Origin of the sequence: Rhodococcoides fascians A44A (assembly GCF_000760735.1) — a bacterium.
Classification (GTDB): domain Bacteria; phylum Actinomycetota; class Actinomycetes; order Mycobacteriales; family Mycobacteriaceae; genus Rhodococcoides; species Rhodococcoides fascians_E.
Genome location: NZ_JMEX01000004.1, coordinates 347,243 through 371,958, shown reverse-complemented (window position 1 = coordinate 371,958; position 24,716 = coordinate 347,243). Strand labels below are relative to the sequence as shown.

The window sequence follows — 24,716 nt, the reverse complement described above, 5'->3', positions numbered from 1 at the left end:
AGAGACCAGTGCCAGGATCAAGAAGACTGACGCCGATCAACGCGCGCAACACGTCGATGGTGATCGCCGATCAGATCCGCGACCGCATCATCGACGGCTCCTACGCGCCCGGTGAGCAGATCAACGAGGCGAATGTTGCTGCCGAGTTGGAGATCTCCCGCGGACCGGTGCGAGAAGCGCTGCAACGGCTCAACCAGGAAGGGCTGTTGGTCAGCTACCGCAACCGCGGAGTGTTCGTCGTCGAACTCAGCAGCGACGACGTCGCGGAGATCTACGAGGCTCGCGCGGCGATCGAGGTGGGCGCCGCGTGGACTCTCGTGCACGGCGACGAATCGACATTGACGACAACTGCTGCTCGGTTGTCGGCGATCGTGGACCAGATGCAGCCCTACATCGATCGCGCGGACTGGTTCGGACTGGCCGAGCGTGACCTCGCGTTCCACACCGCCCTCGTGTCCGCGACGTCGAACAGTCGCATGTCGCGGATGTACGCGACGCTGGCGGCGGAGGCGCGCATCTGCATGGCCAACCTCGAAACCGCGTACTACCGGCCGGAGGCATTGGTCGAGGAGCACCAGTTGCTGGTGAACCTGCTGGTCGGCGGGGACTGGTCTGCGTTGGAGGCCGGCGTGCACGAGCACATGGACACCGCAATCCACGATCTGACGCGTGCGATGGCCGACGAGGCAACTGGTATCGCTCAATAGCTGGTCGAGGCACGTGCGCGCGGGTGAATCGGTGATGAATCGCCCGCGTGCACGAGCCGAAACGAAGAAGTAACACGGATTTCCTTGCGGCGGAGTGGACCTGGCATTTAGCCTGATTGTCAACAATCTGCAAACTGCAGATCGGTTGAACGGACACACCTGACAATGCCTCGAAAGGGGGTACCAGTGAACGACTACTTCGCAGCCGAACTCACCAGTGCGGTCGGACCGAACCACTCCGAGGGCCTCGCCGAATACGCGGACCTGCCCAACAGCACGCCCATCACGTTCACCGACGACGAGTACTCCGCCCGCCTCGCCGCGGTACGGGCATCGATGGCGTCACAGAACCTCACGGCGCTCATCGTCACCGATCCGTCCAATCTGTACTACCTGCTCGGCTACAACGCCCTGTCGTTCTACACCCCACAGATGCTCTACGTGCCGCTGGAAGGCGAACTGTACTTCTTCGCCCGAGAAATGGACGCGAACGGAGCGTTCCGGACGTCGTGGCTTCCACAGGAGCAGACGTTCGGCTATCCCGAGACCTTCGTGCAGCGCAAGGACACCCACCCGTTCGTGTGGGTCGCGCAGCGCCTCCGGGAACTCGGTGTGGTGAACAACTTCTCGCACGGCCAAGTCGGTCTGGAGATGGACTCGTACTACTTCAGCCCCAAAGCGTTCGAAGCGTTGGTCAAATCCCTTCCCGAGTACCGATTCACCGACTCCTACGAATTGATCAACTGGGTGCGCGTGATCAAGTCACCCGCCGAGATCGACCTGATGCGCGGTGCCGCCAAGGTCTGCGAGTCCGCGATGTCGGCAGCCTACGACGCAGTGGTCGTCGGAGGACGACAGTGCGACGCAGCCGCGGCCATCATGAACGCACAGGTACGCGGAACGGACGACTTCGGCGGCGACCACCCCGCGATCGTCCCGATGCTTCCCACCGGCGCCGGCGCGGACACACCGCACCTCACGTGGTCCGACCAGAGGTTCATCGCAGGGGAGACCACGGTCGTCGAACTCGCAGGCGTCTTCCGTCGATACCACGTACCCATGGCACGCACCATCGTGCTCGGAAAGCCCAGCAAGCGACTCGACTACCTCGCGCGATCCACCGGAGAAGCGCTCGACGGAGTCCTCGCCGAAGTTCGACCGGGAACGACGACAACCGAACTCGCGCAGATCTGGAACGTCGGCCTCGCGAAACACGGCCTGCACAAACCGTCCCGCATCGGATACTCCATCGGCATCGCCTACGCACCGGACTGGGGCGAACGCACCGTCAGCATCCGAACCGACGACGACACCGTCCTCGCCGAGAACATGACCTTCCACATCATCGGCGGAATGTGGATGGACGACTACGGATACGAAGTCTCCGAAGCCGTCAGAGTCACCGACCGCGGAGTGGAAACCTTCACCTCGTACCCCCGCCGTCTACTGACGAAGGAGTGAACATGCACGCCACCTCGCTCAACCATTCCGCAGGCTCCACTCCTGAATCCCCAGGCTCCACTCCTGCCACCCCGGGTCATTCCGCAGGCTCCACTCCTGCCACCCCGGGTCATTCCGCAGGCTCCACTCCTGCCATCCCGTGGGCACTGCGGACCGACAAACTCGTCGGATCGGTCATCGACTCGTCCACCTCCCTCCTCGCTGCGCAGAAGCACGACATCGTTCGATTCGCGATGGGTTCGCCTGCTGCAGAGACGGTTCCAGCGGCGGCGTTCTCCGAGATCGCGGCGCAGGTGATGACGACGGACGCCATGGATTACGCCGCCACCGAAGGCGATCCCGGGCTGATCGACGCCCTGCTGGAGTACCTCGACTCGGTAGGGGAGCCGACGTCGGCCGACCGAATCGTGATCACCTCGGGCGGGATGCAGGGGCTCGATCTTGCCTGCAAGCTGTTCGTGGATCCCGGTGACCTCGTCATCGTCGAGAGTCCGACGTACACGAACGGAACCGCGACGGTACTGAGCTACGGCGGCGAAGTGCTCGAAGCGCCGATGGATTCCGACGGGTTGATAGTCGAAGCGTTGCCCGAACTCGTGGCCCGAGCGGGACGCCCGCCGAAGATGATCTACGTCATTCCGAACTTCCAGAACCCGTCCGGCACCACCATGTCGCTGGCACGACGCACTCTGCTGCTCGAGCTCGCGCACAAGTGGGGATCGGTGATTCTCGACGACGATCCGTACGGGCTGCTTCGGTTCGAGGGCGAGAACATCCCGAGTTTTGCCGCGCTGAGTCCCGGGGACCCGCTGGTTTTCTCGGTACGTACGTTCTCCAAGATGATCGCACCCGGTCTGCGGGTCGGATGGGTCGACGCCGCACCGCAGGCCAGGCAGTTGCTCATCAATGCGAAGCAGGCAATGGACACGTGCACCAATCTGCCCAACCAACGAATGATCGCCGAGTTCATCCGCAGGGGACAGTTGACCGAACACCTACGATCGCTCGCCGCGGTCTATCGGCCGCGGAAGATCGCGATGCAGCGAAGCCTGGAGAAGTACTTCGGCGACAGGATCGAGACGACGGATCCCGAGGGTGGTTTCTTCCTCTGGGCCACGTTGCGCGGCACAGCCTCCGCCGTGTCCACGCAGGACCTGTTCGAGGTAGCTCTGGCTGAAGGTGTCGCCTACATTCCCGGTCCCGCGTTGTCCGTCGGCGGCAAGTTCCACGACTCGCTGAGGTTGTGTTTCGCGTCCTCGACTCCCGAGCGGATCGACGAAGGTGTGAAAAGACTGGCCGCAGCAGTGGACCGGGCGGTGGACACCATGTCCAGCGATCCCACTCGATGACCACGAAGGAAGTCACCGACTTCGAGAACTCTCTGCTCCGATCCATCGACACCGACGAGATCGTCTCTCTGGCTTCGGCGTTGATCGATGCCGGTGGTGAGAACCCAGGTGGTACCGAGGGCGGCGTCGCGCATGTTCTTGCCTCACGGTGTCGCGATCTGGGATTTCGAGTGGAAATGGTGGAGGTAGCGCCAGGTCGCCCGAATGTGATTGTCTCGATAGGGGAATCAGGAGAATCAGGGAAATCAGGGGATTCGGGTGTTCTGTTCGTCGGCCACTCCGACGTCGTTCCCGCCGGGGGTGGTTGGTCGACGGACCCGTTTCGTGCAACGACACGGGACGGTCGACTGTACGGCCGCGGCGCGTGCGACATGAAGGGTGGTCTGGCCGCCGTGGTCGTGGCGATGGCCGCGATCGAGCGCAGTGCAAGCGAACTCACTGCACCGATCTCGCTCGCTTGCCTCGTCGACGAGGAGGACACCGGTCTCGGGATCAGAGCGTTCGTGCAGAGGGGCAACGCACCGAGTCGACCGTCGCCGAGGTACTCGCACTGCATTGTCGCGGAGCCGACAGACCTCGTGACGATCACCGGGTGCCGGGGTGCGGCGAACCTGGAGATCGTGGTGACGGGCAGATCCGCGCACGCCGGGAGGCCGAGCAACGGTCGCAACGCGATCGCGGCCGCGGCGAAGATCGTCGGACTCGTCGAGAGGTCCGCAGTTCGGATGCGGCAGAACCCGCACCCTGTCCTCGGTCCCGCGACCTGGAACGTCGGCACGATCGACGGTGGTACCGGAACCTCGATGGTCGCCGATCGGTGCGTCCTCACCGTCGATCGGCGGCTTCTGCCCGGCGAAGACGCACACGAGATCGCCCGCGAGCTGCGCCTCTCGATCGACGACGCCGGTATCACCGGTGACGGCATCGAAGTCTCCGTTGGCGTTTCGATGGAGATGCCTGGCTTTCTGACCAGCGAGAACAGTGACACAGCAGTCGCGGCGGTCGCTGCGGTGACCGACGCCGTCGGCTCTCGCGGGACCGACGTGTGGACCGCATCGTGCGACGGAGGTTTCGTCGCCCGAGATCTGGGTACGCCGGTCGTCGTGTTGGGACCGGGTGAGATCGAAACGCAGGCTCATCAACCCGACGAATCGGTGTCGGTCCAGCAATTGTGCGACAGCGCAAGGGCGTACGCATTGATGGCGTCCAGAATCGTTGCGCTACCTGCAGTTTTGTCCAGGTCCAAGGGGTAGTGCGAAAACGCGAACATCAGCTTCCGTAGTGTGAAACGCTGCGAAGTACCAACCCGACGCTCCACGTTTGTACACAAAGCGAGAGGTATTCCGGCCGTGACACAGTCGTCCAGCAGTGGGTCCGACAGCAGTGGGTCCGACAGTAGTAAAGCCAGAACAGGGGGACACGGAAGTCCTACCGGTTATCCGCCCGACACCTCCGAATTGAATCCGGAGGAGACCAAAATCCTGCACCGTGCCATCGGCGGTTCGGCACTCGGTAACGCAGTCGAATGGTTCGACTACGCAGTGTACGGCTACCTCGCGGTGTACATCGCGGCAAACTTCTTCCCGTCGGAGGACGGGGGAGCGAGCCTGCTGTCCACTTTCGCAGTGCTCGCGGCATCGTTCATCATCCGGCCTATCGGTGGCATCGTGCTCGGCCCACTGGGAGACCGCATCGGCAGGCAGAAGGTCCTGGTCCTGACGGTGACGATGATGTCGATCGCCACAGCGGCCATCGGCATTCTCCCCACATTCGACACGATCGGAATCCTCGCCCCGATCCTGCTGCTCGTCTGCCGACTGGTCCAGGGCTTCTCCACCGGTGGCGAGTACGGCGGCGCGGCCGTGTTCATGGCCGAGTACGCACCGGACCGTCGCCGAGGATTCTTCGGTTCGTTCCTCGAATTCGGCACTCTGGCAGGCACTGTCGCCGGTGCTACTCTCTGCACCCTGCTCAACCTCGGTCTCGGCGACGACACCATGGAGGCATGGGGCTGGCGCATTCCGTTCCTTCTGACCTTGCCGCTCGGCATCGTCGCGCTGTGGCTGCGGACGCGGCTCGAGGACTCTCCGGTGTTCTCCGAAGCGAAGGCAGACGGCGAAACGGTCTCCGAGGGTGCATCGGGCGGCGGTGCCATCGCGTCGCTGAAGACGACGATGACGTACTGGCAGCGCATTCTCATCCTGATGGGATTCGTGCTGCTGCTCAACATCGCGTACTACACGGTGCTGACGTTCCTGCCGTCCTATCTCAGCGACACTCTGGGCCACAGCACAACTCAGTCCAACTTCACTCTCGTGATCATCATGTTGATCATGATGGCCATCATCAACCCGATCGGATCTCTGTCCGATCGAATCGGCCGGAAACCGCTGTTGCTGGCCGCATGCGTCGGGTATTTCGTGTTCAGCGTTCCGCTGTTCCTGCTCATCATCAACACCGGCCTCGTCGGTCAGTCCATCGGACTGCTCGGACTCGGCATCCTGCTGGTGATCATGTGCTCGTGCGTCTCCTCGACCCTGCCGGCACTGTTCCCGACGCAGGTGCGTTACGGCGCGTTCGCCATCGGCTACAACGTCTCGACGTCGCTGTTCGGTGGTACTGCACCCCTGATCCTGACGTTCCTGATCGACAGGACCGGATCGAACTTGATCCCCGGCTGGTACATGATGCTCGCCGCGGCCATTGCGTTCGTGCCGATCATGCTGATGCCGGAAACAGCAGGACGTTCGCTGCGGGGCAGTCAGTGCCCGGGTGACAACGACGACGAGGTCGCGGCGTCCGGTGTGGAACTCGTGGGGTACAAGAAGTAGTGGTGGACAAGCCTGTTGTCGTCGTTCTCCATGCCGACGATCTGCCTGTCGGCATGGAGACGGTGTCCGCGGCGGCGGAAGTCCGATACGCCACCGCCGACACTCTCGCGGATGCCGTCCCCGGGGCGGACGTGCTGCTGCTGTGGGACTTCTTCTCGTCCGCGGTCGAGCAGGTGTGGAGCAGGTGCGACTCGCTGAAATGGATTCACATCGCAGCCGCCGGAGTCGACTCGCTCATGTTCGACGATCTGGCCGATTCCGACGTCGTGGTGACGAACTCACGCGGAATCTTCGACCGACCGATCGCCGAGTACGTTCTCGGGCAGGTGCTCGCCTTCGCGAAGGATGCAGCTGGTTCCGCTGCGCTCCAGCAGCGAAAGGAGTGGAGGCACAGGGAAACCGAACGCATCGACGACGCTCATGCCATGGTCGTCGGCACCGGTGCCATCGGTCGCGAGATCGGCCGTGTGCTGAGAGCCGTCGGAATGAAGGTGTCCGGTGTGGGTCGTACGGCCAGATCGAGCGACGCGGACTTCGGTGTGGTGCACGCCAGTTCGGACCTGGGCCAGGTCGTGTCCGACGTGGACTACCTCGTGCTCGTTGCTCCGCTGACCGACTCGACGCGAGGTCTGGTCAGCGCCGACGTGTTGGCTGCCACGAAACCCGGTGTGCGAGTGATCAACGTAGGTAGGGGAGAACTGCTCGACACCGAAGCGCTGCTGGTGCAACTCCGGGCAGGGCACATAGCAGGGGCCGCGTTGGACGTGTTCGAGATCGAACCGCTGCCGGCCGACAGCCCGATCTGGACCACCGAGAACCTCGTGGTCACACCGCACATGAGCGGTGACGCGCGCGGGTGGCGAGAAAGACTGTCCGAGTTGTTCGTCGCCAACTTCGACAACTACTCCCGGTCCGCGGACCTCGTCAACGTGGTCGACAAGAAATTGGGCTTCGTAGGCTGAATCACCACTTCTCGTCTTCTCTACCCGTCACTGTTGGAAGTTGTGCGGTGCCGGTCAGCTTCGCGCGTACTGATTCGGGACCGGTGGGCTCATCTCCGCACCCAACTCGCGGGCGGCACGGCGAGGCCAGTACGGATCACGCAGAAGCTCACGGCCCAACAGAACCGCTGTTGCTTCACCGGTGGACACGATGTCCTCGGCCTGCTTCGGCTCGGTGATGAGCCCCACCGCAGCAGCCGGGATGGTCGTCTCGTTCTGGACCCGCTTCGCGAAAGGCACCTGATACCCCGGACCGACGGGAATGTGAGCGCGTACGTTTCCGCCGCTCGATACGTCGATCAAATCGACGCCGTGATCCTGCAGCAGCTGAACGAGCGCGACGGTCTGATCCGCAGTCCAGCTCGGAGCCTCCAGCCCTTCGTCGTCGCCGAGCCAGTCGGTAGCGGACACACGAACGAACACGGGCAGATCCGCCGGCCACACCGCGCGTACCGCGTCGACGACCTCGAGGAGCAGGCGCGTACGTCCGGCGAAGTCGCCGCCGTACTCGTCGGTGCGCTTGTTGCTGGCGGCAGACAGGAATTGGTGGATGAGGTATCCGTGCGCTGCGTGGATTTCGACGACCTCGAATCCGGCGCGAAGGCTCCGCTCGGCAGCGGCGGCGAAGTCCGCGACGATGCCGGCGATGTCCTCGGTGGTTGCTTCCACCGGCGTCGAGTAGTCGCCGAAGGCGAGTGCACTCGGCCCGACTGTCGTCCAGCCGAGCGGTTCGTCGGCTGGGATCGACTCGCCACCGGCCCACGGCTCGGTCGTCGACGCCTTGCGCCCGGCGTGCGCGAGCTGGATGCCGGCTACCGATCCGAAGGAGTGGATCTGCGACACGATGTCCGCGAATGCGTCGGCCTGGCGGTCGTTCCAGATCCCGAGGTCGGCCGGGCTGATACGGCCTTCCGGGCTCACGGCGGAGGCTTCGGTGAGGACGAGCCCGACGCCGCCGATGGCACGACTGACCAGGTGCGTGCGGTGCCAATCGTGAGGGACTCCGACGTCGCCACCCTCCTTTGCCGCGGAGTACTGACACATCGGCGCCATCCACACACGGTTCGGGAACGTGACGCCCCGCAGGGTCAGGGGCTCGAACAAGGCGCTCAAAGGTTTCTCCTTCGTCGTTCACGAGACGGGCTGCCGGTCGAAGTGCAGACCCTCGAAGCGTGGCAACCGACGCGACGGCGTCGTCATTCCCGACTCCGTTGCGCCGACTCACCGACTGCAGGAACGTCCGTGCAGGACGGTTAGTGTGTAGTGCATGACTGCAGCACCCACCCACGAACAGGTGGACGAGCGTGAACTCGTTCATGCCGCGGCCAAGCGAGCGAGGATCGCCTCCCGCACCCTGGCCCTCCTCACCACCGCCGAGAAGGATGCTGCGCTCCATGCAGCGGCGGACGCAGTGCTCGCCGCAGCTCCACAGGTCATCGAAGCCAACACTGCGGACGTCGAGGCCGCACGTGCCGCCGGCACCGACGAGGGTCTGCTCGATCGCCTCAGGTTGACCGACGCTCGCATCGACGGAATCGCCGCCGGTCTGCGCCAGGTCGCCGGCCTACCGGACCCGGTCGGGGAGGTCGTTCGGGGCTCGACGCTGCCGAACGGTCTGGAGATTCGTCAACAGCGCGTTCCGCTGGGCGTCGTCGGAATGGTCTACGAAGCGCGGCCGAACGTGACGGTCGACGCCTTCGGTCTTGCCTTCAAGTCCGGTAACGCCGCGCTGCTGCGGGGATCCTCCTCCGCGGCACGATCCAACGCCGCTCTCGTCGACGCTATCGGGGGCTCGCTCGCAGCCGGCGGACTACCCGTCGACGCCGTGCAGCTTCTGCGTAGCTCCGATCGCTCCACGGTCACCCACCTGATCCAGGCCCGCGGCCTCGTCGACGTCGTCATTCCGCGCGGCGGAGCCGGACTGATCTCGGCAGTCGTTCGTGATGCGACGGTGCCGACGATCGAGACCGGTGTCGGCAACTGCCACATCTACGTGCACTCGGCCGCGGACCTCGATACCGCGGAGAAGATCGCCCTGAACTCCAAGACTCGACGAGTCAGCGTGTGCAATGCGGCGGAAACCATTCTGGTCGACCAATCGATTGCGGACGTCGCGGTTCCGCGTCTGCTGCAGGCATTCCAGGCGCACAGTGTCGTCGTGCACGGTGACCTGCCCGGATTGGTGCCCGCGACGGAGAAGGACTGGTCCGAGGAGTACCTGTCTCTCGACGTCGCGTTGAAGGTCGTCGACGGAATCGACGCCGCGATCTCGCACATCGACACCTACGGCACCGGACACACGGAGGCCATCGTCACCGCAGACCTCGGTGCCGCACGCGAGTTCACGACGCGAGTCGACGCCGCTGCCGTCATGGTGAATGCGTCGACTGCCTTCACCGATGGAGAGCAGTTCGGCTTCGGCGCCGAAATCGGCATCTCCACCCAGAAGTTGCACGCCCGAGGCCCGATGGGTCTTCCGGAGCTCACGTCGACCAAGTGGATCGTCTGGGGCGAGGGGCACACCCGACCGGTCTGATCGTGCCCGGAGTGACCGAGGTCCCGAAGCAGAACCCGAGAGGATTGACCGTGGATCGAGCATTACCGACGACACCACCTTTGTTCGCGAGCGTCGACGACGTCGTGACCAAGCTCGCCGAGACGGGATACCTCGCGAACAAGGCGACGGCGACGTCGGTGTTTCTCGCGGACCGGCTCGGTAAGCCGCTTCTCATCGAGGGACCGGCGGGCGTGGGCAAGACAGAGCTCGCGCGGGCCGTCGCGCAGACAGCGGGCGCAGAACTGGTGCGTCTGCAGTGCTACGAAGGCGTCGACGAGGCCCGTGCGCTGTACGAGTGGAACCACGCCAAGCAGATCCTCCGCATCCAATCCAGCACCACCGGGTCCGCCGGCTGGGACGAGACCAAGCTGGATGTGTTCTCCGAGGAATTCCTGCTGGCCCGCCCACTTCTCCAGGCCATCCGCCGCGAGGATCCGACGGTGCTGTTGATCGACGAAACGGACAAGGCCGACGTCGAGATCGAGGGCCTGCTTCTCGAGGTGCTCAGTGACTTCGCCGTCACCATCCCCGAACTCGGCACCATCACGGCGGTGCGGCGACCGTTCACGGTCCTCACCTCCAACGCCACCCGTGAGCTGTCCGAGGCCCTGAAGCGGCGCTGCCTGTTCCTGCATCTCGATTTTCCGGATGCCGACCTCGAACGCAAGATCCTCGCGAGCCGTGTACCCGAGCTCCCCGAGGCCATCGCCGAGCAGCTGGTGCGCGTCGTGCGCGTCATGCGGGCGATGCAACTCAAGAAGTTGCCGTCGGTAGCGGAGACGATCGACTGGGGACGTACCCTGCTCGCGCTCGGCATGGACACTCTCGACGACGACGCGGTCCGTGCCACGCTCGGGGTCGTGCTCAAGCACCGGTCCGATCAGGACAAGGCCGCGGCCGAGCTCCGGTTGAACTGACATGCTTGCACCGCACGGGCTTCCCGGCCACCTCGTCGACTTCGTCGAGGCGCTGCGGAAGCGCGGCATATCCGTCGGACCGTCGGAGACCGTGGACGCGGGGCACGTGCTCGCGGTTCTGGATCTGCTCGATCGCGAAGCGCTCCGTGAAGGGCTGGCCTGCGCGCTGTTGCGGCGGCCCACGCACCGCGACACCTACGACGCGTTGTTCGACCTGTGGTTCCCTGCTGCTACCGGGCAACGCGACTCCGGCCGGATAGACACCGCCCTTCCGCGCACACCCGACGGAGACGTCGATTTCATCGCACTCCGCGAACTCATCACCGACCTGCTCGTCGACGGCAGCGAGGAGGCGATCGGCCTGACCGAGATGCTCGCTGCGCAGATGGTCGAGGAGCTCGGCCAGTACAAATCGGCGAACGGACCGTCGTTCTCGGCGTACCAGGCTCTCCGGGACGTCGCTCCGGACACATTGCTCAGCCGGATACTCGAAGGATTGCTCGGCAACGCCGAGACAGGGTCGAACCGGTCCGCGGGATCGTACGAGGACGAGGTCGCGAAGCGGACGGCCGCTCAGCGCATCGCCGACCTGAAGAAGATGGTGGACAAGGAGACTCGCCGCCGCGCCGCCGAGCGCCTCGGCAAGGAACGCGTCGCGAGCTACGGCGTTCCCAAGCTCGCCGAGGAAGTCGACTTCCTCCGAGCGTCGGACACCGAGATGGTCGCCCTGAAGCGGAGCGTCGCGCCACTTGCGCGGCTGCTGGCGAGCCGCCTCGCCGCGAGACGGCAGCGCAGCACGCGCGGCTCGATCGATCTCCGTCGGACGCTCAGAAAATCGATGTCCACCGGAGGCGTACCCATCGATCTCGTGCAGCGCAAGCCCAGGCGAGCGCGTCCCGAGCTCGTGGTGCTGTGCGACGTCTCCGGTTCCGTTGCAGGCTTCAGCCACTTCACGTTGTTGCTCGTCCACGCGCTGCGGGAGCAGTTCTCGCGGGTACGCGTGTTCGCGTTCATCGACTCGACGGACGAGGTGACTCGATTCTTCGACACCGGAAGCGACCTGGGAGCTGCCATGTCCCGGATCATGCGGGAATCCGAGCTGATCATCTACGACGGCCACTCCGACTACGGCAACGCGTTCGAGACGTTCGACGACAAGTACGCGCACACCGTCACCTCTCGAACCTCGGTGCTCGTCCTGGGCGACGGCCGCACGAACTATCGGGATCCGAAGCTCGACGCACTGGCACGAACGGTTGCGGTGGCCAAACACGCGTACTGGCTCAATCCGGAACCGAAGGGTCAGTGGGGGACCGGCGACTCCGCGGCGAAGGTGTACAGCGACGTGATCGGAATGTACGAGTGCCGATCGGCACAGCAGCTGAGCGACATCGTCTCGCGACTCCTTCCCGTCTGAGCACGGCAAGTAAGCTCGTCAATCGTGCACCGACAACCCGACGTAGTTCGCAGGCTGGGAGTGATGGGCGGAACGTTCGATCCCATCCACCACGGCCACCTCGTGGCAGCGAGCGAGGTCGCCAACAGCTTCGGCCTCGACGAGGTCATCTTCGTCCCGACGGGTACACCGTGGCAGAAGGAAGGCAAAGCCGTCAGCCCGGCCGAGGATCGCTATCTCATGACGGTCATCGCGACGGCGTCGAATCCACGGTTCTCGGTCAGTCGCGTCGACGTGGACCGCGAGAAACTCACCTACACGGTGGACACACTTCGTGACCTGCGCGAGCAGCATCCCAGCGCCGAGTTGTACTTCATCACCGGCGCCGACGCCCTGGAAAGCATCCTCACCTGGCAGAACTGGGAGGAACTGTTCGAGCTCGCCAAATTCGTCGGAGTATCGAGGCCGGGCTTCGAACTGGGTGTCGAGCACCTGGCGGATCATCTCCAAGACCTGCCGAAGGACGCCCTGACGCTGATCGAGATCCCGGCCCTCGCGATCAGCTCCACCGAATGCCGACTACGCGCCAGCGAGAATCGCCCGGTCTGGTACCTGGTTCCGGACGGCGTGGTCCAGTACATCTCCAAGCGCAACCTCTACCGACCACGAGGCGAACAGCGCCTCGACGGCTCCGTCACCATGTCGGAGCCTGCCCCCCAGAAGACACAAGCCGGTTCGACACACTCGAGTTCCACACAACGGGAGACAAGTTAAGTGACTGCTACAGACCAGGCCACCTCGATCGCACGTATCGCGGCACTCGCGGCCGACGACAAGCTGGCGAGCGACGTCGTGGTTCTCGACGTCTCGGAGCAGTTGGTCATCACCGACTGCTTCGTCATCGCCTCGGCGCCCAACGAGCGCCAGGTCAACGCGATCGTCGAGAACATCGAGGACAAGCTCCGCGAAGAAGGCTTCAAGCCCGTCCGCAAAGAAGGAACCAGGGAAGGCCGTTGGGCCCTGCTGGACTACGTCGACGTCGTCGTGCACGTGCAGCACAACGACGAGCGGAACTTCTACGCCCTCGAGCGACTGTGGAAGGACTGCCCCAGCATCGAGGTCCCCGGGCTCGGCGAGCGTCCCGAGACGTCCGAGACAGCAGGCGACGACGGTTCGGATTCCTGAGCAGTGACCGAACCGACGAAACGGCAGCTGATCCTGCTGCGCCACGGTCAGACCGAGTACAACGCAGGCGACCGGATGCAGGGACAGCTGGACACCGACCTCACCGAACTCGGACGATCCCAGGCCAAGACCGCGGCCGCAGAACTCGCGACCCGTTCACCGCTCCGCATCGTGTCCTCCGACCTGCGACGCGCCTACGACACCGCGGTTGCGCTCGGTGACGCGTCGGACGTGGTCGTCGACACCGATCAGCGACTCCGGGAGACGCACCTCGGCGAATGGCAGGGTCTGACCCACCTCGATGTCGACGCCGTCGCGCCCGGGGCTCGGGCCGCATGGCGCGCCGACGCGACGATGTCACCTCCAGGAGGCGAAAGCCGCATCGACGTCGCGCGCCGCAGCTTGCCCGTCGTGCAGGAACTCGTCGCAGATCTACCGGAGTGGGGAGCCGACGGGGCGAACGCACCCGTCGTCCTCGTCGCTCACGGCGGTCAGATCGCCGCCCTGACCGCGGCGTTGCTGGACCTGCCGGTGGACCGGTGGCCGGTCCTCGGCGGACTGTCCAACACGAGTTGGGTGCAGTTGAGCAGCCACGGAGAGGGCGAGAATCTCGGCTGGCGCCTCGACGTGTGGAATGCGTCGGCACGGGTGGCCAGTGACGTCCTCTGACGCTCCCGCCCCCGTTCTGTTGGTGCTGGCGGACTCGCTGAGTTACTACGGGCCCGAAGGCGGACTGCCCGTCGACGATCCTCGAATCTGGCCGAATATCGTTGCCGCCGAGCTGGGTTGGACGGTAGAGCTGGTCGCTCGGATCGGCTGGACGAGCCGGGACGCGTGGTGGGCGCTGACCCAGGATCCACGGGTGTGGGCCGCGATCCCCAAGGCCGGCGCCGTCGTGTTCGGTGTCGGTGGAATGGACTCGCTGCCGTCGCCCATGCCGACGGCGTTCCGTGAGCAGATTCGATACATTCGCCCGCCCGCGCTTCGCAGGATCGTTCGAACCGGATACCAGTGGGCGCAGCCGCGACTCGCGCACCTCGGGTGGCCGGTCGCTCTGCCGCCCAAACTCAGCGTCGACTATCTGGAACAGTCGCGTGCCGCGCTGGCCTACGTCCGCCCGGATCTACCGGTCGTCGGGACGCTTCCTTCCGTGCACCGCTCCGAGGCCTACGGCCGGGTCCACTCCGGGCGTCCGGCGGCGGAAAAGGCTCTGCGGCAGTGGAGTTCGAGCACCGGTGTCCCGCTCGTGGATCTTGCCGCCGCTGTACGAGCGAACATCGACTCCGGACAGGCGAACCCGGACGGGATTCACTGGGGCTGGGACGCCCACGTACAGGTCGCCGCCGCCATGCTTTCGGTGCTGAGAACGGTCACACCCGATCGGAGCGCACCGGCGTGACGGTCGTCGTGGTGACCGACTCGTCGGCATGCATCGGCCCCGAACGCGGTGGTTCGGCAATCGCGGTGGCACCGCTTCATGTGTTCGTCGACGGCGTCGACCTGCGGGAGGGCGTCGACACAATCCCCGAGGACTTCGCCGCGCAGGGCCCGGTGACGACAGCCGGAGCGTCGCCGTCCGAGCTGACCGACCTCTACGCGGACGCCCTCGATCGCAGTGGCGGTGACGGCGTTGTGGCCGTGCACATCTCGCGCGGACTGTCGAGCACGTGGGAGGCTGCGCGTCAGGCTGCAGCGGCCGTCGGCGATCGAGTTCGTGTGGTCGATTCGGCCTCCGCAGGCATGGGGCTCGGCTATGTGGTGCTCGCCGCAGCGCGCTCGGCCGCGAACGGTGACGGTCTCGACGATGTGTACGACACCGCAGCGTCGAAGTCGGCGAGAACGAGCAGCTTCATCGTCGTCGATCGTCTCGACCACCTTCGTCGCGGCGGCAGAATCGGTGCTGCCGCAGCACTGCTCGGTACCGCACTCGCGATGAAACCGGTGCTGCACCTCACCGACGGAAAACTGGTATTAGGCGAGAAGGCACGCACCTCGACGAAAGCGCTGGGTAAGCTCGTCGACGCTGCCTCGAGGGTGGCAGAGGGCGCCGCCGGCTCGGGGGACGACGACCTCGCCATGACGGTGCACCACATGCTCTGCCCGGACCGTGCCGACACGGTGGTGTCCATGCTGCGCGAGCGCATCGCGCACCCGATCGACATCGATGTGGTGCCCTTCGGTGCTGTTCTCGGAGCGCACGTCGGGCCCGGCGCGGTCGGGGTAGTCGTCGCGCAGTAGCCGTCGTCGGACCGCCTCGGGGTGTGGGCCTGTCCACAGGCGCTGGGTTGTCCACAGGGCAATTCACGACCTGGGTTTCGCGGCTCGATGGGGTCGCCGGCCTCGCTACCGTCACCTCCCATGTCATCGCCGCGGGCACGGCCCATCTCTCGGGAGGCCGTTCGAGCCGATCGCAACGCCGGCGACCCCGAGCACACCGACGACTCCGACATCGCGGTACGGGAGGGACCGGACGGGTTCGGTGTCGACGACGGTCGCGACTCCGCTCTGTCCGCGTATCTTCCGGAGCGGTGGCGTGGAGCTCGCGTGGATCCCGGGCGCGCCGGTCTCCTCGGACTGTGCGGTGTCGGTTTCATCGTGCTGCTCGTCGCCGGATACGCGATGCTGCGGGACTCGCCGGCAGTCGCACCGGTACCGGCCCTTCCCGTCGTGCAGTCGGTGACGGAATCGTCCGTCACACCACCGAGTGCGACGGAGCCATCGGTGCCCGAGCCCCCGACGCGCATCGTGGTCAGCGTCGTCGGGCTCGTCGTGTCGTCCGGGTTGGTCGACTTGCCGCCCGGTGCCCGTGTGGCGGACGCGATCGCTGCGGCCGGTGGAGTCCTGGACGGTGCGGACATGTTGGCGCTCAACCTCGCCGCCAAGGTGGCCGACGGTGACCAGATCGTCGTCGGCGTTCTTCCTCCGGAAGGTAGACCGGTAGTCAGTGGCACCGTACGAGATTCGGCTGCGCCGCCCGGACCCGGTTCCTCGAACGACCCAGACACCGCCGCCCAGCCGGGTTCTGCGGAGAATCCAGCTGCCGGTTCCACGGCACTGGTGAACCTCAACACCGCGACCCTTGCCGAGCTCGACGCCCTCGACGGCGTGGGCCCGGTCACTGCGGCCAACATCGTCGCGTGGCGGGAGGTCAATGGAAAATTCGGCGACGTAGGGCAATTGGCGGAGGTCGACGGTATCGGCCCGGTGCGACTCGAGAAGCTCCGAACCCAGGTGACGGTATGACCGAACCGCAGATCCGAGCACACGACGTGCGCCTGGTGCCTGCGGCAGCAGCGGGATGGGGTGCGACCCTCGTCGGCGTTCTCGGTGGGTCGGTTCTCGCCGCCGTGATGGCGGTGATCTCGGGTGTCGTGGTGGCCGTTGTGCTGTGCTGCCGGGCGCGGCTCGGCGCGGCAGCGTCCGGGTTGATCGCGATGTCCGTCGTCTCGTGCTGCTACGCAGGCGCAGCGGCCGTACACGCCGCGGTGTTCGAGTCCAGTCCGGTAACCGCGGCGGTACAGGACCGCGCCTGGATCAGCGCCGCAGTGTCCGTCGTGGAGGATCCCCGACGGTCACGTTCGCCCGGACCGCCGATGGTGACGATCGCCGTGGAGCTCCGACGGATCGACCTCGCGGGCACAGCGATCGAATTGGGTGGCCGGCTGACGGTGCTCGCGCCCTCGGACGGATGGGCCCATCTGGTGCCCGGCCAACAGGTGCTGGTGAGAGGTCGATTGGCGGAACCGACCAGGCGCAACCTGACACTCGCGGTCGTCCGTGTGAACGGACCACCCCTGCACGTCCAGCCGCCGGGAACCGTCGCCCGCGCGGCGTCGTCCGTCCGGACCTCGCTGTCGTCCGCCGCCGCGGACGCTCTCCCTGCCGATCGCGCAGGTGTGCTTCCCGGGCTGGTGGTCGGTGATGTCTCCACGCTGCCCGAGGACGTCGAAACCGACTTTCGCGCAGCCGGACTGACTCATCTGACTGCGGTGTCGGGTGCGAACTTCGCGATTCTTCTCGGTGCGGTTCTGTTGCTCACCCGTGCGGCGGCGCTCGGTCCCAGGACCACGGTGCTGATCTGCGCGGTGGTTCTCGTCGCGTTCGTCGTCGTCGCGAGACCGTCGCCGAGCGTGCTGCGTGCAGCCGTCATGGGCGCTGTGGGTTTGCTCGCCCTCGTGACCGGCCGACGTAGGCAAGCGGTCCCCGCGTTGTGTACGGCCGTCCTCGGATTGCTGGTGTGGCTCCCTCAACTCGCGGTCGACGTCGGATTCGCGCTGTCGGTGGCCGCAACCGCAGGACTGGTCGTGGTGGCGCCGGTGTGGGTGGATTGGCTGCGCCGCCACGGTTGGGGACGCGGCGCCGCGGAGATCGTCGCGGTCGCGTCGGCGGCACATGCGGTGACCGCACCGATCGTCGCGGGCATGTCCGGAACCCTGTCGGTCGTCGGAATCGCCGCGAACATGGCCGTCGCACCCGTCGTGGCGCCGATCACCGTCGTCGGCGTCGTCGCTGCCGCATTGGCGCCGTGGGCCTCGGGACCGGCGTCCCTGGTGTTGAGACTCACCGACGCGCCGCTGGCGTGGTTGGTCCTGGTTGCCGAACGCGCGGGATCCGTCCCTGGCGCGAGCATCGGAACTTCCAGCGGCGCAGGGGGTGTGGCGATCGTCGTGGCCGCGACGGCCGCAATCGTCTGCTCTCTGAGGATTCGATTCGTGCGGTGGGTGATCGGGGGAGTGGGGGCTGCGGCGTCGATCCTGTGGATCGTCTGGTCGGTGTGAAGAGGGAACCCCCGTCGCGGCAGGTGGAGGTGAACTGCGTCGGACCCACATGGCACGATCGTCGGTGTGAATGCGAACAGCCCGGTGGAACCTCTGCATCTCGTTCTCGGTGACGAGGAACTGCTCATGGACCGGGCAGTGGCGTCGATCGTCTCGTCGGTCAAGAAGTCCGCCCCCGAGGGGGACGATGTTCCCGTCACCAAGCTGCGGGCAGGTGACGCAAGTGGACCGGAACTTGCCGAACTTCTCAGCCCGTCGCTGTTCGCCGAGGACCGCGTGGTCGTGCTCGAAGCAGCCGCCGAGGCAGGCAAGGATGCCGTGGCGCTGGTCCTGGATGCGGCGGCCGATCCGCCCGAAGGCGCCGTCCTGGTGATCATGCACTCCGGCGGCGGCAGGGCCAAGGCGATGGTCGGGTCGCTGCAGAAGTCCGGTGCCGTCGTCCACGAATGCGCAAAGCTGACCAAGGCCTCGGAGAGGTCGGATTTCGTGAAGCGCGAGTTCGGCACGGCCCAGGTACGGGTGAACCAGGATGTCGTGGACGCGGTCGTGGAGGCCGTCGGTTCCGACCTTCGTGAACTCGCGGCCGCGTGCTCGCAGCTCATCGCGGACACCGCGGGCAAGGTCGACGTCGACGCGGTCCGCCGCTACTACTCGGGCAAGGCCGAGGTATCCGGGTTCGACGTCGCAGAGAAAGCCGTCGGCGGAGACGTTCCCGGCGCCCTCGAGGCGTTGAGGTGGGCCATGCATCGCGGCGTGCCCCATGTTCTGTTGGCCGACGCGCTGGCCGATGCCGTTCGAACCATTGCACTCGTCGGGTCGGCAGGTCGAGGTGACCCGTTCAAGATGGCAGGGGAACTGGGGATGCCGCCGTGGAAGATCAAGAAGGCGCAAGCACAAGCACGCGGCTGGACCGGTGCGTCCATCGGGCATGCACTCCAGGTGGTGTCGAAGCTCAACGCCGACGTGAAAGGCCAGGCCGCCGACGCGGATTACGCAGTGGAGAGCGCAGTGTCGGAGGTAGCCACACTCAGTGCGCGGTAAGAGTCACGCGAACGCGAAAAACCCGCTCGGTGAAGACCGAGCGGGTTCTTTCGACGAGAAAATCAGAGCTTGTTGACTGCCAGAGCCAGAGCCGACTTTTTGTTGGCTGCCTGGTTCTTGTGGATGACACCCTTGCTGGCTGCCTTGTCCAGCTGGCGACCTGCGCTGACGAGGATGGCGGAAGCCTTGTCCTTGTCGCCCTCGGCCTCAGCGGCGCGGAAGGAGCGAATGATCGTCCGCAGCGAGGACTTCACCGACTGGTTGCGCAGACGGTTGCGCTCGTTGGTGAGAATCCGCTTCTTCTGGGACTTGATGTTGGCCACGCGTAAAATCCTTCTGTCTTCGTCGGTATTCCGGTCAGGGCGGTCCATGCTGGAATGCCCGAAGTCTGCTGCCGAGCTGTGAAGCCCAGCGCCGAAGATCGAGAATACCAGCACCGACGGCAGAACCCAATTCGGCCTCCGTGTTGACAGCCTAAGTGTTGTGCGTTTCCAGAAATTAACGCGTCCGGCGCGCTTATCTCCTGCCTCTGTAGCAACATTGCCGAGATGAGCCCGCGATCTGCAGCCACTGCCCAAGACAAGGCCAAGCCAAGCAAATCCAAGTCGGCAGCTCGCGAGAAACCGGAAGTGGACGGCGTCTTCGGTGGCTACTCCGACGTAGGAAAATACGGTTTGGCCTTCGACGAGATGTTCGACCCGGACGGCAAGACCCGAACTCCCTACAAGGGCATTCACACCGCACTCGAACCGTCGAGCTCAGCGGACCTCGACGCGCGCTCCGATGCACTCGGTCGCGCGTTCGTCGACCAGGGCATCACGTTCTCCCTCTCGGGACAGGAACGCCCCTTCCCCCTCGACCAGGTTCCGCGCGTCATCGCCGCAGGCGAGTGGTCGCGCCTCGAACGTGGCATCAAGCAGCGCGTCCGGGCGCTGGAGATGTTCCTGGCCGACATCTACGGAGACCAGGAGATCCTGCGCGACGGCGTCGTACCGAAGCGTCTGGTCACCTCCTGTGAGCACTTCCACCGTGAGGCAGTGGGCATCGTCCCGCCCAACGGCGTACGCATTCACGTCGCCGGTATCGACTTGATTCGCGACGCCCAGGGCACCTTCCGCGTACTGGAGGACAACCTGAGGTCGCCCTCCGGTGTGTCCTACGTCATGGAGAATCGCCGCACCATGGCGCGGGTGTTCCCCGATCTCTTCGCCACGCACCGCGTGCGCGCCGTCGGTGACTACGCCTCGCATCTGCTCCGAGCGCTACGCGCCTCCGCAGCGCTCAACGAAGCCGACCCGACAGTGGTCGTCCTCACGCCGGGTGTCGCGAACTCCGCGTACTTCGAGCACTCGCTGCTCGCCCGTCTCATGGGTGTCGAACTGGTCGAGGGCCGCGACTTGTTCTGCCGCGACAACGTCGTCTACATGCGTACGACGGAGGGTGAGCGCCAGGTCGACGTCATCTACCGCCGCATCGACGACGACTACCTGGATCCGATGCAGTTCCGTCCGGACTCGGTCCTGGGCGTCGCCGGACTGGTCAACGCCGCCCGCGCAGGCAACGTCGTCATCTCGAGTGCCGTCGGCAACGGCGTCGGCGACGACAAGCTGGTGTACACGTACGTCCCGACGATCATCGACTACTACCTGGGCGAGAAGCCGCTTCTCGCAAACGTCGACACGTTCCGGTGCTGGCTCGACGACGAGTGCGAGGAAGTGCTGGACCGGGTGGACGAACTGGTCATCAAACCGGTCGAAGGATCAGGCGGGTACGGAATCGTCTTCGGTCCCGACGCGTCGCCCAAGGAACTGTCGACCATCAGCAAGAAGATCCGAGCGGATCCTCGCGGCTGGATCGCGCAACCCGTCGTCCAGTTGTCCACGGTCCCGACGAAGATCGGCGGAAGGTTGGTTCCTCGCCACGTCGATCTGCGGCCGTTCGCGGTCAACGACGGAGACGACGTCTGGGTGCTGCCGGGAGGACTCACGCGGGTCGCTCTCCCCGAAGGCTCGCTCGTGGTCAACTCCAGCCAGGGCGGCGGCAGCAAGGACACCTGGGTTCTGGCAACTCGAACATCGCAGGAAGAGCAGGAACTCGCCGGCGAGGAGATCGTCAGCGAACCGCCCGAGGCTCCTCGGGCCGAACAGGGCCCGGAGTTGACGATGGACCAGCAACAACAACAACAGCAGCAACAACAGCTTTCGAACGGTGGTGGACGCTAGATGCTCGCGCGTAACGCAGAGTCGCTCTACTGGATCGGGCGGTACGTCGAGCGGGCGGACGACACGGCCCGAATCCTGGACGTCACGGTCCATCAGCTGCTCGAGGACGCGACGGTCGACCCCGATCACATCTCGCGTGTTCTACTGCGCGTTTTGGGGTTTCAGCACGAACCCGACGTCTCGCTCGACGTATGGTCGTTGACCGAGGTGGTCGCGTTCAGCCGCGAAGGGCGCGGATCGATCGTCGACTCCCTGTCGGGTGCTCGCGAAAATGCCCGCGGCGCACGGGAAGTGACGTCCACCGAGATGTGGGAGTGCCTCAACACCACCTACAACGGACTGGGTGATCGCATCCGGGCGTCGAAGCGCACCGGACCACACGAGTTCTTCAGTTACATCGAGGAGCGAGCGGCGATGTTCGCCGGGCTCGCCGATTCCACGCTGAGCCACGACGACGGATATCGCTTTCTCATCCTCGGTCGGTCGGTGGAGCGCGTCGACATGGTGGTGCGTCTGCTGCTCTCGCGTGCCGGTGATCGGCCGTCGTCGCCGGCGTGGGTGACCGTGCTCCGTGCGGCCGGCGCGCACGACACGTACCTCCGCACGTACCGCGGCGCGCTCGACGCGCAGCGAGTCCTCGAATTCATGTTGTTGGACCGGCTTTTCCCGCGTTCGGTGTTCTATGCGCTGAGCGAAGCGGAACGCTCGTTGGATCAGCTCGACCATCAGCCGAACAGCCGCGTCGGTGCGCGCGCCGAAGCGCAGCGTCTACTGGGCCGCGCGCGTAGTGAGCTCGAATTCCTCCGTCCCGGAGCGCTGTTGGACGATCTGCAGGACAGGTTGCTGGCGTTGCAGGAGACGTGCCGAGAGTTGGGCGAGGCCATTTCGAAGCAGTACTTCCACGCGGCGCCCTGGGTCGCGTGGACGGATGCGGGGTCGGGAACGTACGAGGATCAATTGGAAGGTGAACTGTGAGCTGGCGTATGCGCGTTGTCCACACCACGGGCTATCAATACGACGCTCCGGTGACGTCGTCCTACAACGAGGCGCGCCTGACACCGCGAAGTGACAACCGCCAGAACGTCATTCTGAATCGGGTCGAGACCAATCCGGTGACCAGAAGTTACCGGTACACCGACTACTGGGGTACGGCGGTGACCGCCTTCGATCTGCACGCACCGCACACGGAACTGGAAGTGACGGGGTCGTCCGTCGTCGAAACCGACCCGTTCCTGGCGCCGGAGGAGAACGCGTCGTGGGAGGAACTCGCGAGCGAGCCCGTGATCGACCGCTTCAACGAAGTGCTCGACAACACCGTCTACGTTCCCAAGAATCGGCAGCTCGCGGCGATCGCGAAAAAGCTCTCCAAGGGGCTGCCGCCTCAGGAGTCGGTCGTGGAGATCGCGAACTGGGTGAACCAGGAGATGTCCTACGTTCCGGGAACCACGGGCGTACACACCTCGGCGGTCGAGGCCTGGTCGGAGAAGAAAGGCGTCTGCCAGGATTACGCGCACCTGACGCTGCTCCTGTTGCGTAGCCTCGGGATTCCCAGCCGCTACGTCTCCGGCTACCTGCACCCCAAGAAGGACGCCGTCATCGGTGCGTCGGTGGAAGGGCAGTCTCACGCCTGGATCGAAGCGTGGACCGGTGCCTGGTGGGGATACGACCCCACCAATGCCATCGCCGTCAACGAGCAACACGTCTCGGTCGGTCTCGGTCGTGACTACGCCGACGTGCCACCACTGAAGGGCATCTTCTCGGGGGGCGGATCCACTGCCCTCGATGTTGTGGTGGAGATCACAAGGCTGGCGTAACGTACTGCTCGGCAGGGTGGGAAGTCCTATCGAGCAGGGGTGGGCAATGTCGACCGCACAGGAGTACGTCGAACCGGAAGTCATCTCGGACACGAAGAAATGCGTGGCCGAAGCGATAGGCACGTTCGTCCTCGTGTTCACCGCCGTCGGGACGGCGGTGTTCGCCGGCGACAAGGTCGGCAACCTCGGTGTGGCGTTGGCCTTCGGCCTGACGCTGCTCTTCCTGGTCTACGCGATCGGGCCGATATCGGGATGCCACGTCAACCCGGCGGTCACCGTCGGACAGGCGTTGCTGGGCAAGCTGACTGCGAAGGCCGCGGCGCTCTACATCGTCGCGCAGATCGTGGGCGCCCTGATCGCGGGTGCCGTGCTGTTCGCTGTCGCGAACAGCCTGCCCTCCTACGACCGTGCGGTGAACGGTCTCGGCGCCAACGGGTGGGGCCCGCACAGCCCGTCGGCGATCGAGGGACCCCTCGGAGGCATCCTCGAGAACGGATACGGCATCGGCGCGGCCATCCTCGTCGAAGTGCTGCTGACGGCGCTGCTGGTGTTCGTCGTTCTCGCGTCGACCGATCAGATCTCCGATGTTCCGCTCGCCGGAGTGTCGATCGGGTTCACTCTCGTCGTGATCCACCTCGTGTCGATCCCGATCGACAACACATCGGTGAACCCGGCTCGCAGCCTGGCCGTCGCACCCTGGCAACCGGGCGCACTCGGTCAGCTCTGGGTGTTCATCGTGTTCCCTCTGATCGGCGGCGCGCTCGGCGCGCTGATGTACCGCGGAGTGTTCGGACGGTACGACAGGCTCGACTCCTGACCGTGCCGGTCAGGACCAGCTGTAATCCTTACGCAGACGGGCGGCGACGGCGTCGAACTTTCCCTTGGCCAGGATGGCGCCCTCACGCCGGATGCCGCTCTCCGGCACGTCGAGAACACGGTCGAGCCTGATCCAACTCGGCCGACCTTCCGCATCCCACGACCCCGACCCGATCGACACCCAATCCGGGTCACCGTCGCGCTTGTCCTGGCTGGACAGCATCAACCCGAGAAGGGTCTGTCCGTCACGGCCGACGACGAGCACCGGGCGGTCCTTGCCCTGACTCGCATCCTCCTCGTACGTGACCCACGTCCACACGATCTCACCGGGATCGGCCTTGCCGTCGAGATCGGGGGAGTACTCGACCCGACGCGCTCGATGGGCCGTCGGAACGGTCTTCGACGCCACCGGGCGACCCGGCGTGGGGCCGGGTGCCGGCGACGAGTTCCCGGCAATCGCGTCCTTGCCCTTCTGCAGGGCGCCGGAATTCTGCAATTGGCGAAACAGTCTCGGGCCCTCCCGTAGCGCAATTTTCCCGAGTTGCTTGCCCAATTTGCTCCAGTTGCCCGCCATGAGCGTCGAGTTTAGCGACCCGGCCCGCGGAACCCGTCGAGCCAGGACATGGGCGGGCGGGAGTGGA

At 65.3% G+C, this 24,716-nt stretch carries 24 protein-coding genes; 21 read left to right on the top strand and 3 right to left on the bottom strand.

Annotation, left to right across the window (positions count from 1 at the left end; genetic code table 11):
- Positions 1–8 precede the first annotated feature (8 nt).
- From BH95_RS02755 to BH95_RS02730, 6 genes are all read left to right on the top strand, one after another.
- Complete coding sequence (locus BH95_RS02755) at positions 9–707, top strand: GntR family transcriptional regulator (protein ID WP_230593910.1); 699 nt, start codon at positions 9–11, stop codon at positions 705–707.
- A gap of 282 nt (positions 708–989) precedes the next feature.
- Positions 990–2,168, top strand: a complete 1,179-nt coding sequence (locus BH95_RS02750; protein WP_026347727.1) for a M24 family metallopeptidase — start codon at positions 990–992, stop codon at positions 2,166–2,168.
- Complete coding sequence (locus BH95_RS02745; protein ID WP_037180898.1) at positions 2,165–3,517, top strand: aminotransferase-like domain-containing protein; 1,353 nt, start codon at positions 2,165–2,167, stop codon at positions 3,515–3,517. Before BH95_RS02750 ends, BH95_RS02745 begins: the two co-directional genes overlap by 4 nt.
- Complete coding sequence (locus BH95_RS02740; RefSeq protein WP_037158268.1) at positions 3,514–4,770, top strand: M20 family metallopeptidase; 1,257 nt, start codon at positions 3,514–3,516, stop codon at positions 4,768–4,770. The genes BH95_RS02745 and BH95_RS02740 overlap by 4 nt, the downstream gene beginning before the upstream one ends.
- A gap of 204 nt (positions 4,771–4,974) precedes the next feature.
- The gene (locus BH95_RS02735; protein ID WP_019664704.1) at positions 4,975–6,348 is read left to right on the top strand and encodes an MFS transporter; all 1,374 of its coding nucleotides are present in this window, start codon (positions 4,975–4,977) and stop codon (positions 6,346–6,348) included.
- The gene (locus BH95_RS02730) at positions 6,348–7,310 is read left to right on the top strand and encodes a D-2-hydroxyacid dehydrogenase (protein ID WP_019664703.1); all 963 of its coding nucleotides are present in this window, start codon (positions 6,348–6,350) and stop codon (positions 7,308–7,310) included. The genes BH95_RS02735 and BH95_RS02730 overlap by 1 nt, the downstream gene beginning before the upstream one ends.
- 54 nt (positions 7,311–7,364) lie before the next feature.
- Here BH95_RS02730 and BH95_RS02725 read toward each other — a convergent pair whose 3' ends face one another.
- Positions 7,365–8,462 (bottom strand): NADH:flavin oxidoreductase/NADH oxidase, encoded by a 1,098-nt coding sequence (locus tag BH95_RS02725; RefSeq protein ID WP_026347726.1) that lies wholly within the window; start codon positions 8,460–8,462, stop codon positions 7,365–7,367.
- Positions 8,463–8,616: 154 nt separating this feature from the next.
- On the opposite strand from BH95_RS02725, the gene BH95_RS02720 reads away from it, so the two are divergent.
- The 11 genes from BH95_RS02720 (at position 8,617) to holA (ending at position 19,223) form a co-directional block, all read left to right on the top strand.
- The gene (locus BH95_RS02720; RefSeq protein WP_019664701.1) at positions 8,617–9,885 is read left to right on the top strand and encodes a glutamate-5-semialdehyde dehydrogenase; all 1,269 of its coding nucleotides are present in this window, start codon (positions 8,617–8,619) and stop codon (positions 9,883–9,885) included.
- Between the two features lie 50 nt (positions 9,886–9,935).
- Positions 9,936–10,823, top strand: a complete 888-nt coding sequence (locus BH95_RS02715; RefSeq protein ID WP_026347725.1) for an AAA family ATPase — start codon at positions 9,936–9,938, stop codon at positions 10,821–10,823.
- Between the two features lies 1 nt (position 10,824).
- Entirely contained in the window at positions 10,825–12,240 is a 1,416-nt protein-coding gene (locus BH95_RS02710; RefSeq protein WP_037180896.1) for a vWA domain-containing protein, read from the top strand.
- A gap of 24 nt (positions 12,241–12,264) precedes the next feature.
- Positions 12,265–12,993 (top strand): nicotinate-nucleotide adenylyltransferase, encoded by a 729-nt coding sequence (nadD, locus tag BH95_RS02705; RefSeq protein ID WP_254924953.1) that lies wholly within the window; start codon positions 12,265–12,267, stop codon positions 12,991–12,993.
- On the top strand, positions 12,994–13,404 hold the full coding sequence (gene rsfS, locus BH95_RS02700; protein ID WP_019664697.1) for a ribosome silencing factor: 411 nt from the start codon (positions 12,994–12,996) through the stop codon (positions 13,402–13,404).
- 3 nt (positions 13,405–13,407) lie between these two features.
- A complete protein-coding gene (locus BH95_RS02695) occupies positions 13,408–14,073 on the top strand; it encodes a histidine phosphatase family protein (protein ID WP_033190450.1) in 666 nt (221 codons plus the stop codon).
- Positions 14,060–14,803 carry a diglucosylglycerate octanoyltransferase gene (gene octT, locus BH95_RS02690; RefSeq protein WP_019664695.1) on the top strand — a complete coding sequence of 248 codons (744 nt, stop codon included), beginning with the start codon at positions 14,060–14,062 and terminating at the stop codon, positions 14,801–14,803. The genes BH95_RS02695 and octT overlap by 14 nt, the downstream gene beginning before the upstream one ends.
- Positions 14,800–15,642 carry a DegV family protein gene (locus tag BH95_RS02685; RefSeq protein ID WP_020111648.1) on the top strand — a complete coding sequence of 281 codons (843 nt, stop codon included), beginning with the start codon at positions 14,800–14,802 and terminating at the stop codon, positions 15,640–15,642. The genes octT and BH95_RS02685 overlap by 4 nt, the downstream gene beginning before the upstream one ends.
- Positions 15,643–15,762: 120 nt before the next feature.
- Entirely contained in the window at positions 15,763–16,647 is an 885-nt protein-coding gene (locus tag BH95_RS02680) for a ComEA family DNA-binding protein (RefSeq protein ID WP_019664693.1), read from the top strand.
- Positions 16,644–18,182: a ComEC/Rec2 family competence protein gene (locus BH95_RS02675; protein WP_037180894.1), complete on the top strand. Its 1,539-nt coding sequence runs from the start codon at positions 16,644–16,646 to the stop codon at positions 18,180–18,182. Before BH95_RS02680 ends, BH95_RS02675 begins: the two co-directional genes overlap by 4 nt.
- A gap of 66 nt (positions 18,183–18,248) precedes the next feature.
- A complete protein-coding gene (gene holA / locus BH95_RS02670) occupies positions 18,249–19,223 on the top strand; it encodes a DNA polymerase III subunit delta (RefSeq protein ID WP_026347724.1) in 975 nt (324 codons plus the stop codon).
- 62 nt (positions 19,224–19,285) lie between these two features.
- Here holA and rpsT read toward each other — a convergent pair whose 3' ends face one another.
- On the bottom strand, positions 19,286–19,546 hold the full coding sequence (rpsT, locus tag BH95_RS02665; RefSeq protein ID WP_019664690.1) for a 30S ribosomal protein S20: 261 nt from the start codon (positions 19,544–19,546) through the stop codon (positions 19,286–19,288).
- Between the two features lie 366 nt (positions 19,547–19,912).
- Between rpsT and BH95_RS02660 the strand changes: the two genes are divergently transcribed.
- The 4 genes from BH95_RS02660 to BH95_RS02645 are packed head-to-tail and all read left to right on the top strand — an operon-like array spanning position 19,913 to position 24,076.
- Complete coding sequence (locus tag BH95_RS02660; protein ID WP_244164810.1) at positions 19,913–21,445, top strand: circularly permuted type 2 ATP-grasp protein; 1,533 nt, start codon at positions 19,913–19,915, stop codon at positions 21,443–21,445.
- Positions 21,446–22,420: an alpha-E domain-containing protein gene (locus tag BH95_RS02655; protein ID WP_019664688.1), complete on the top strand. Its 975-nt coding sequence runs from the start codon at positions 21,446–21,448 to the stop codon at positions 22,418–22,420.
- An 8-nt stretch (positions 22,421–22,428) separates the two neighbouring features.
- The gene (locus BH95_RS02650; protein WP_019664687.1) at positions 22,429–23,259 is read left to right on the top strand and encodes a transglutaminase family protein; all 831 of its coding nucleotides are present in this window, start codon (positions 22,429–22,431) and stop codon (positions 23,257–23,259) included.
- Positions 23,260–23,305: 46 nt separating this feature from the next.
- Positions 23,306–24,076, top strand: a complete 771-nt coding sequence (locus BH95_RS02645; RefSeq protein ID WP_019664686.1) for an aquaporin — start codon at positions 23,306–23,308, stop codon at positions 24,074–24,076.
- A 9-nt stretch (positions 24,077–24,085) separates the two neighbouring features.
- On the opposite strand, the gene BH95_RS02640 is transcribed toward BH95_RS02645, so the two are convergent.
- Positions 24,086–24,649, bottom strand: a complete 564-nt coding sequence (locus BH95_RS02640; RefSeq protein WP_019664685.1) for a type II toxin-antitoxin system PemK/MazF family toxin — start codon at positions 24,647–24,649, stop codon at positions 24,086–24,088.
- Between the last annotated feature and the right edge of the window lie 67 nt (positions 24,650–24,716).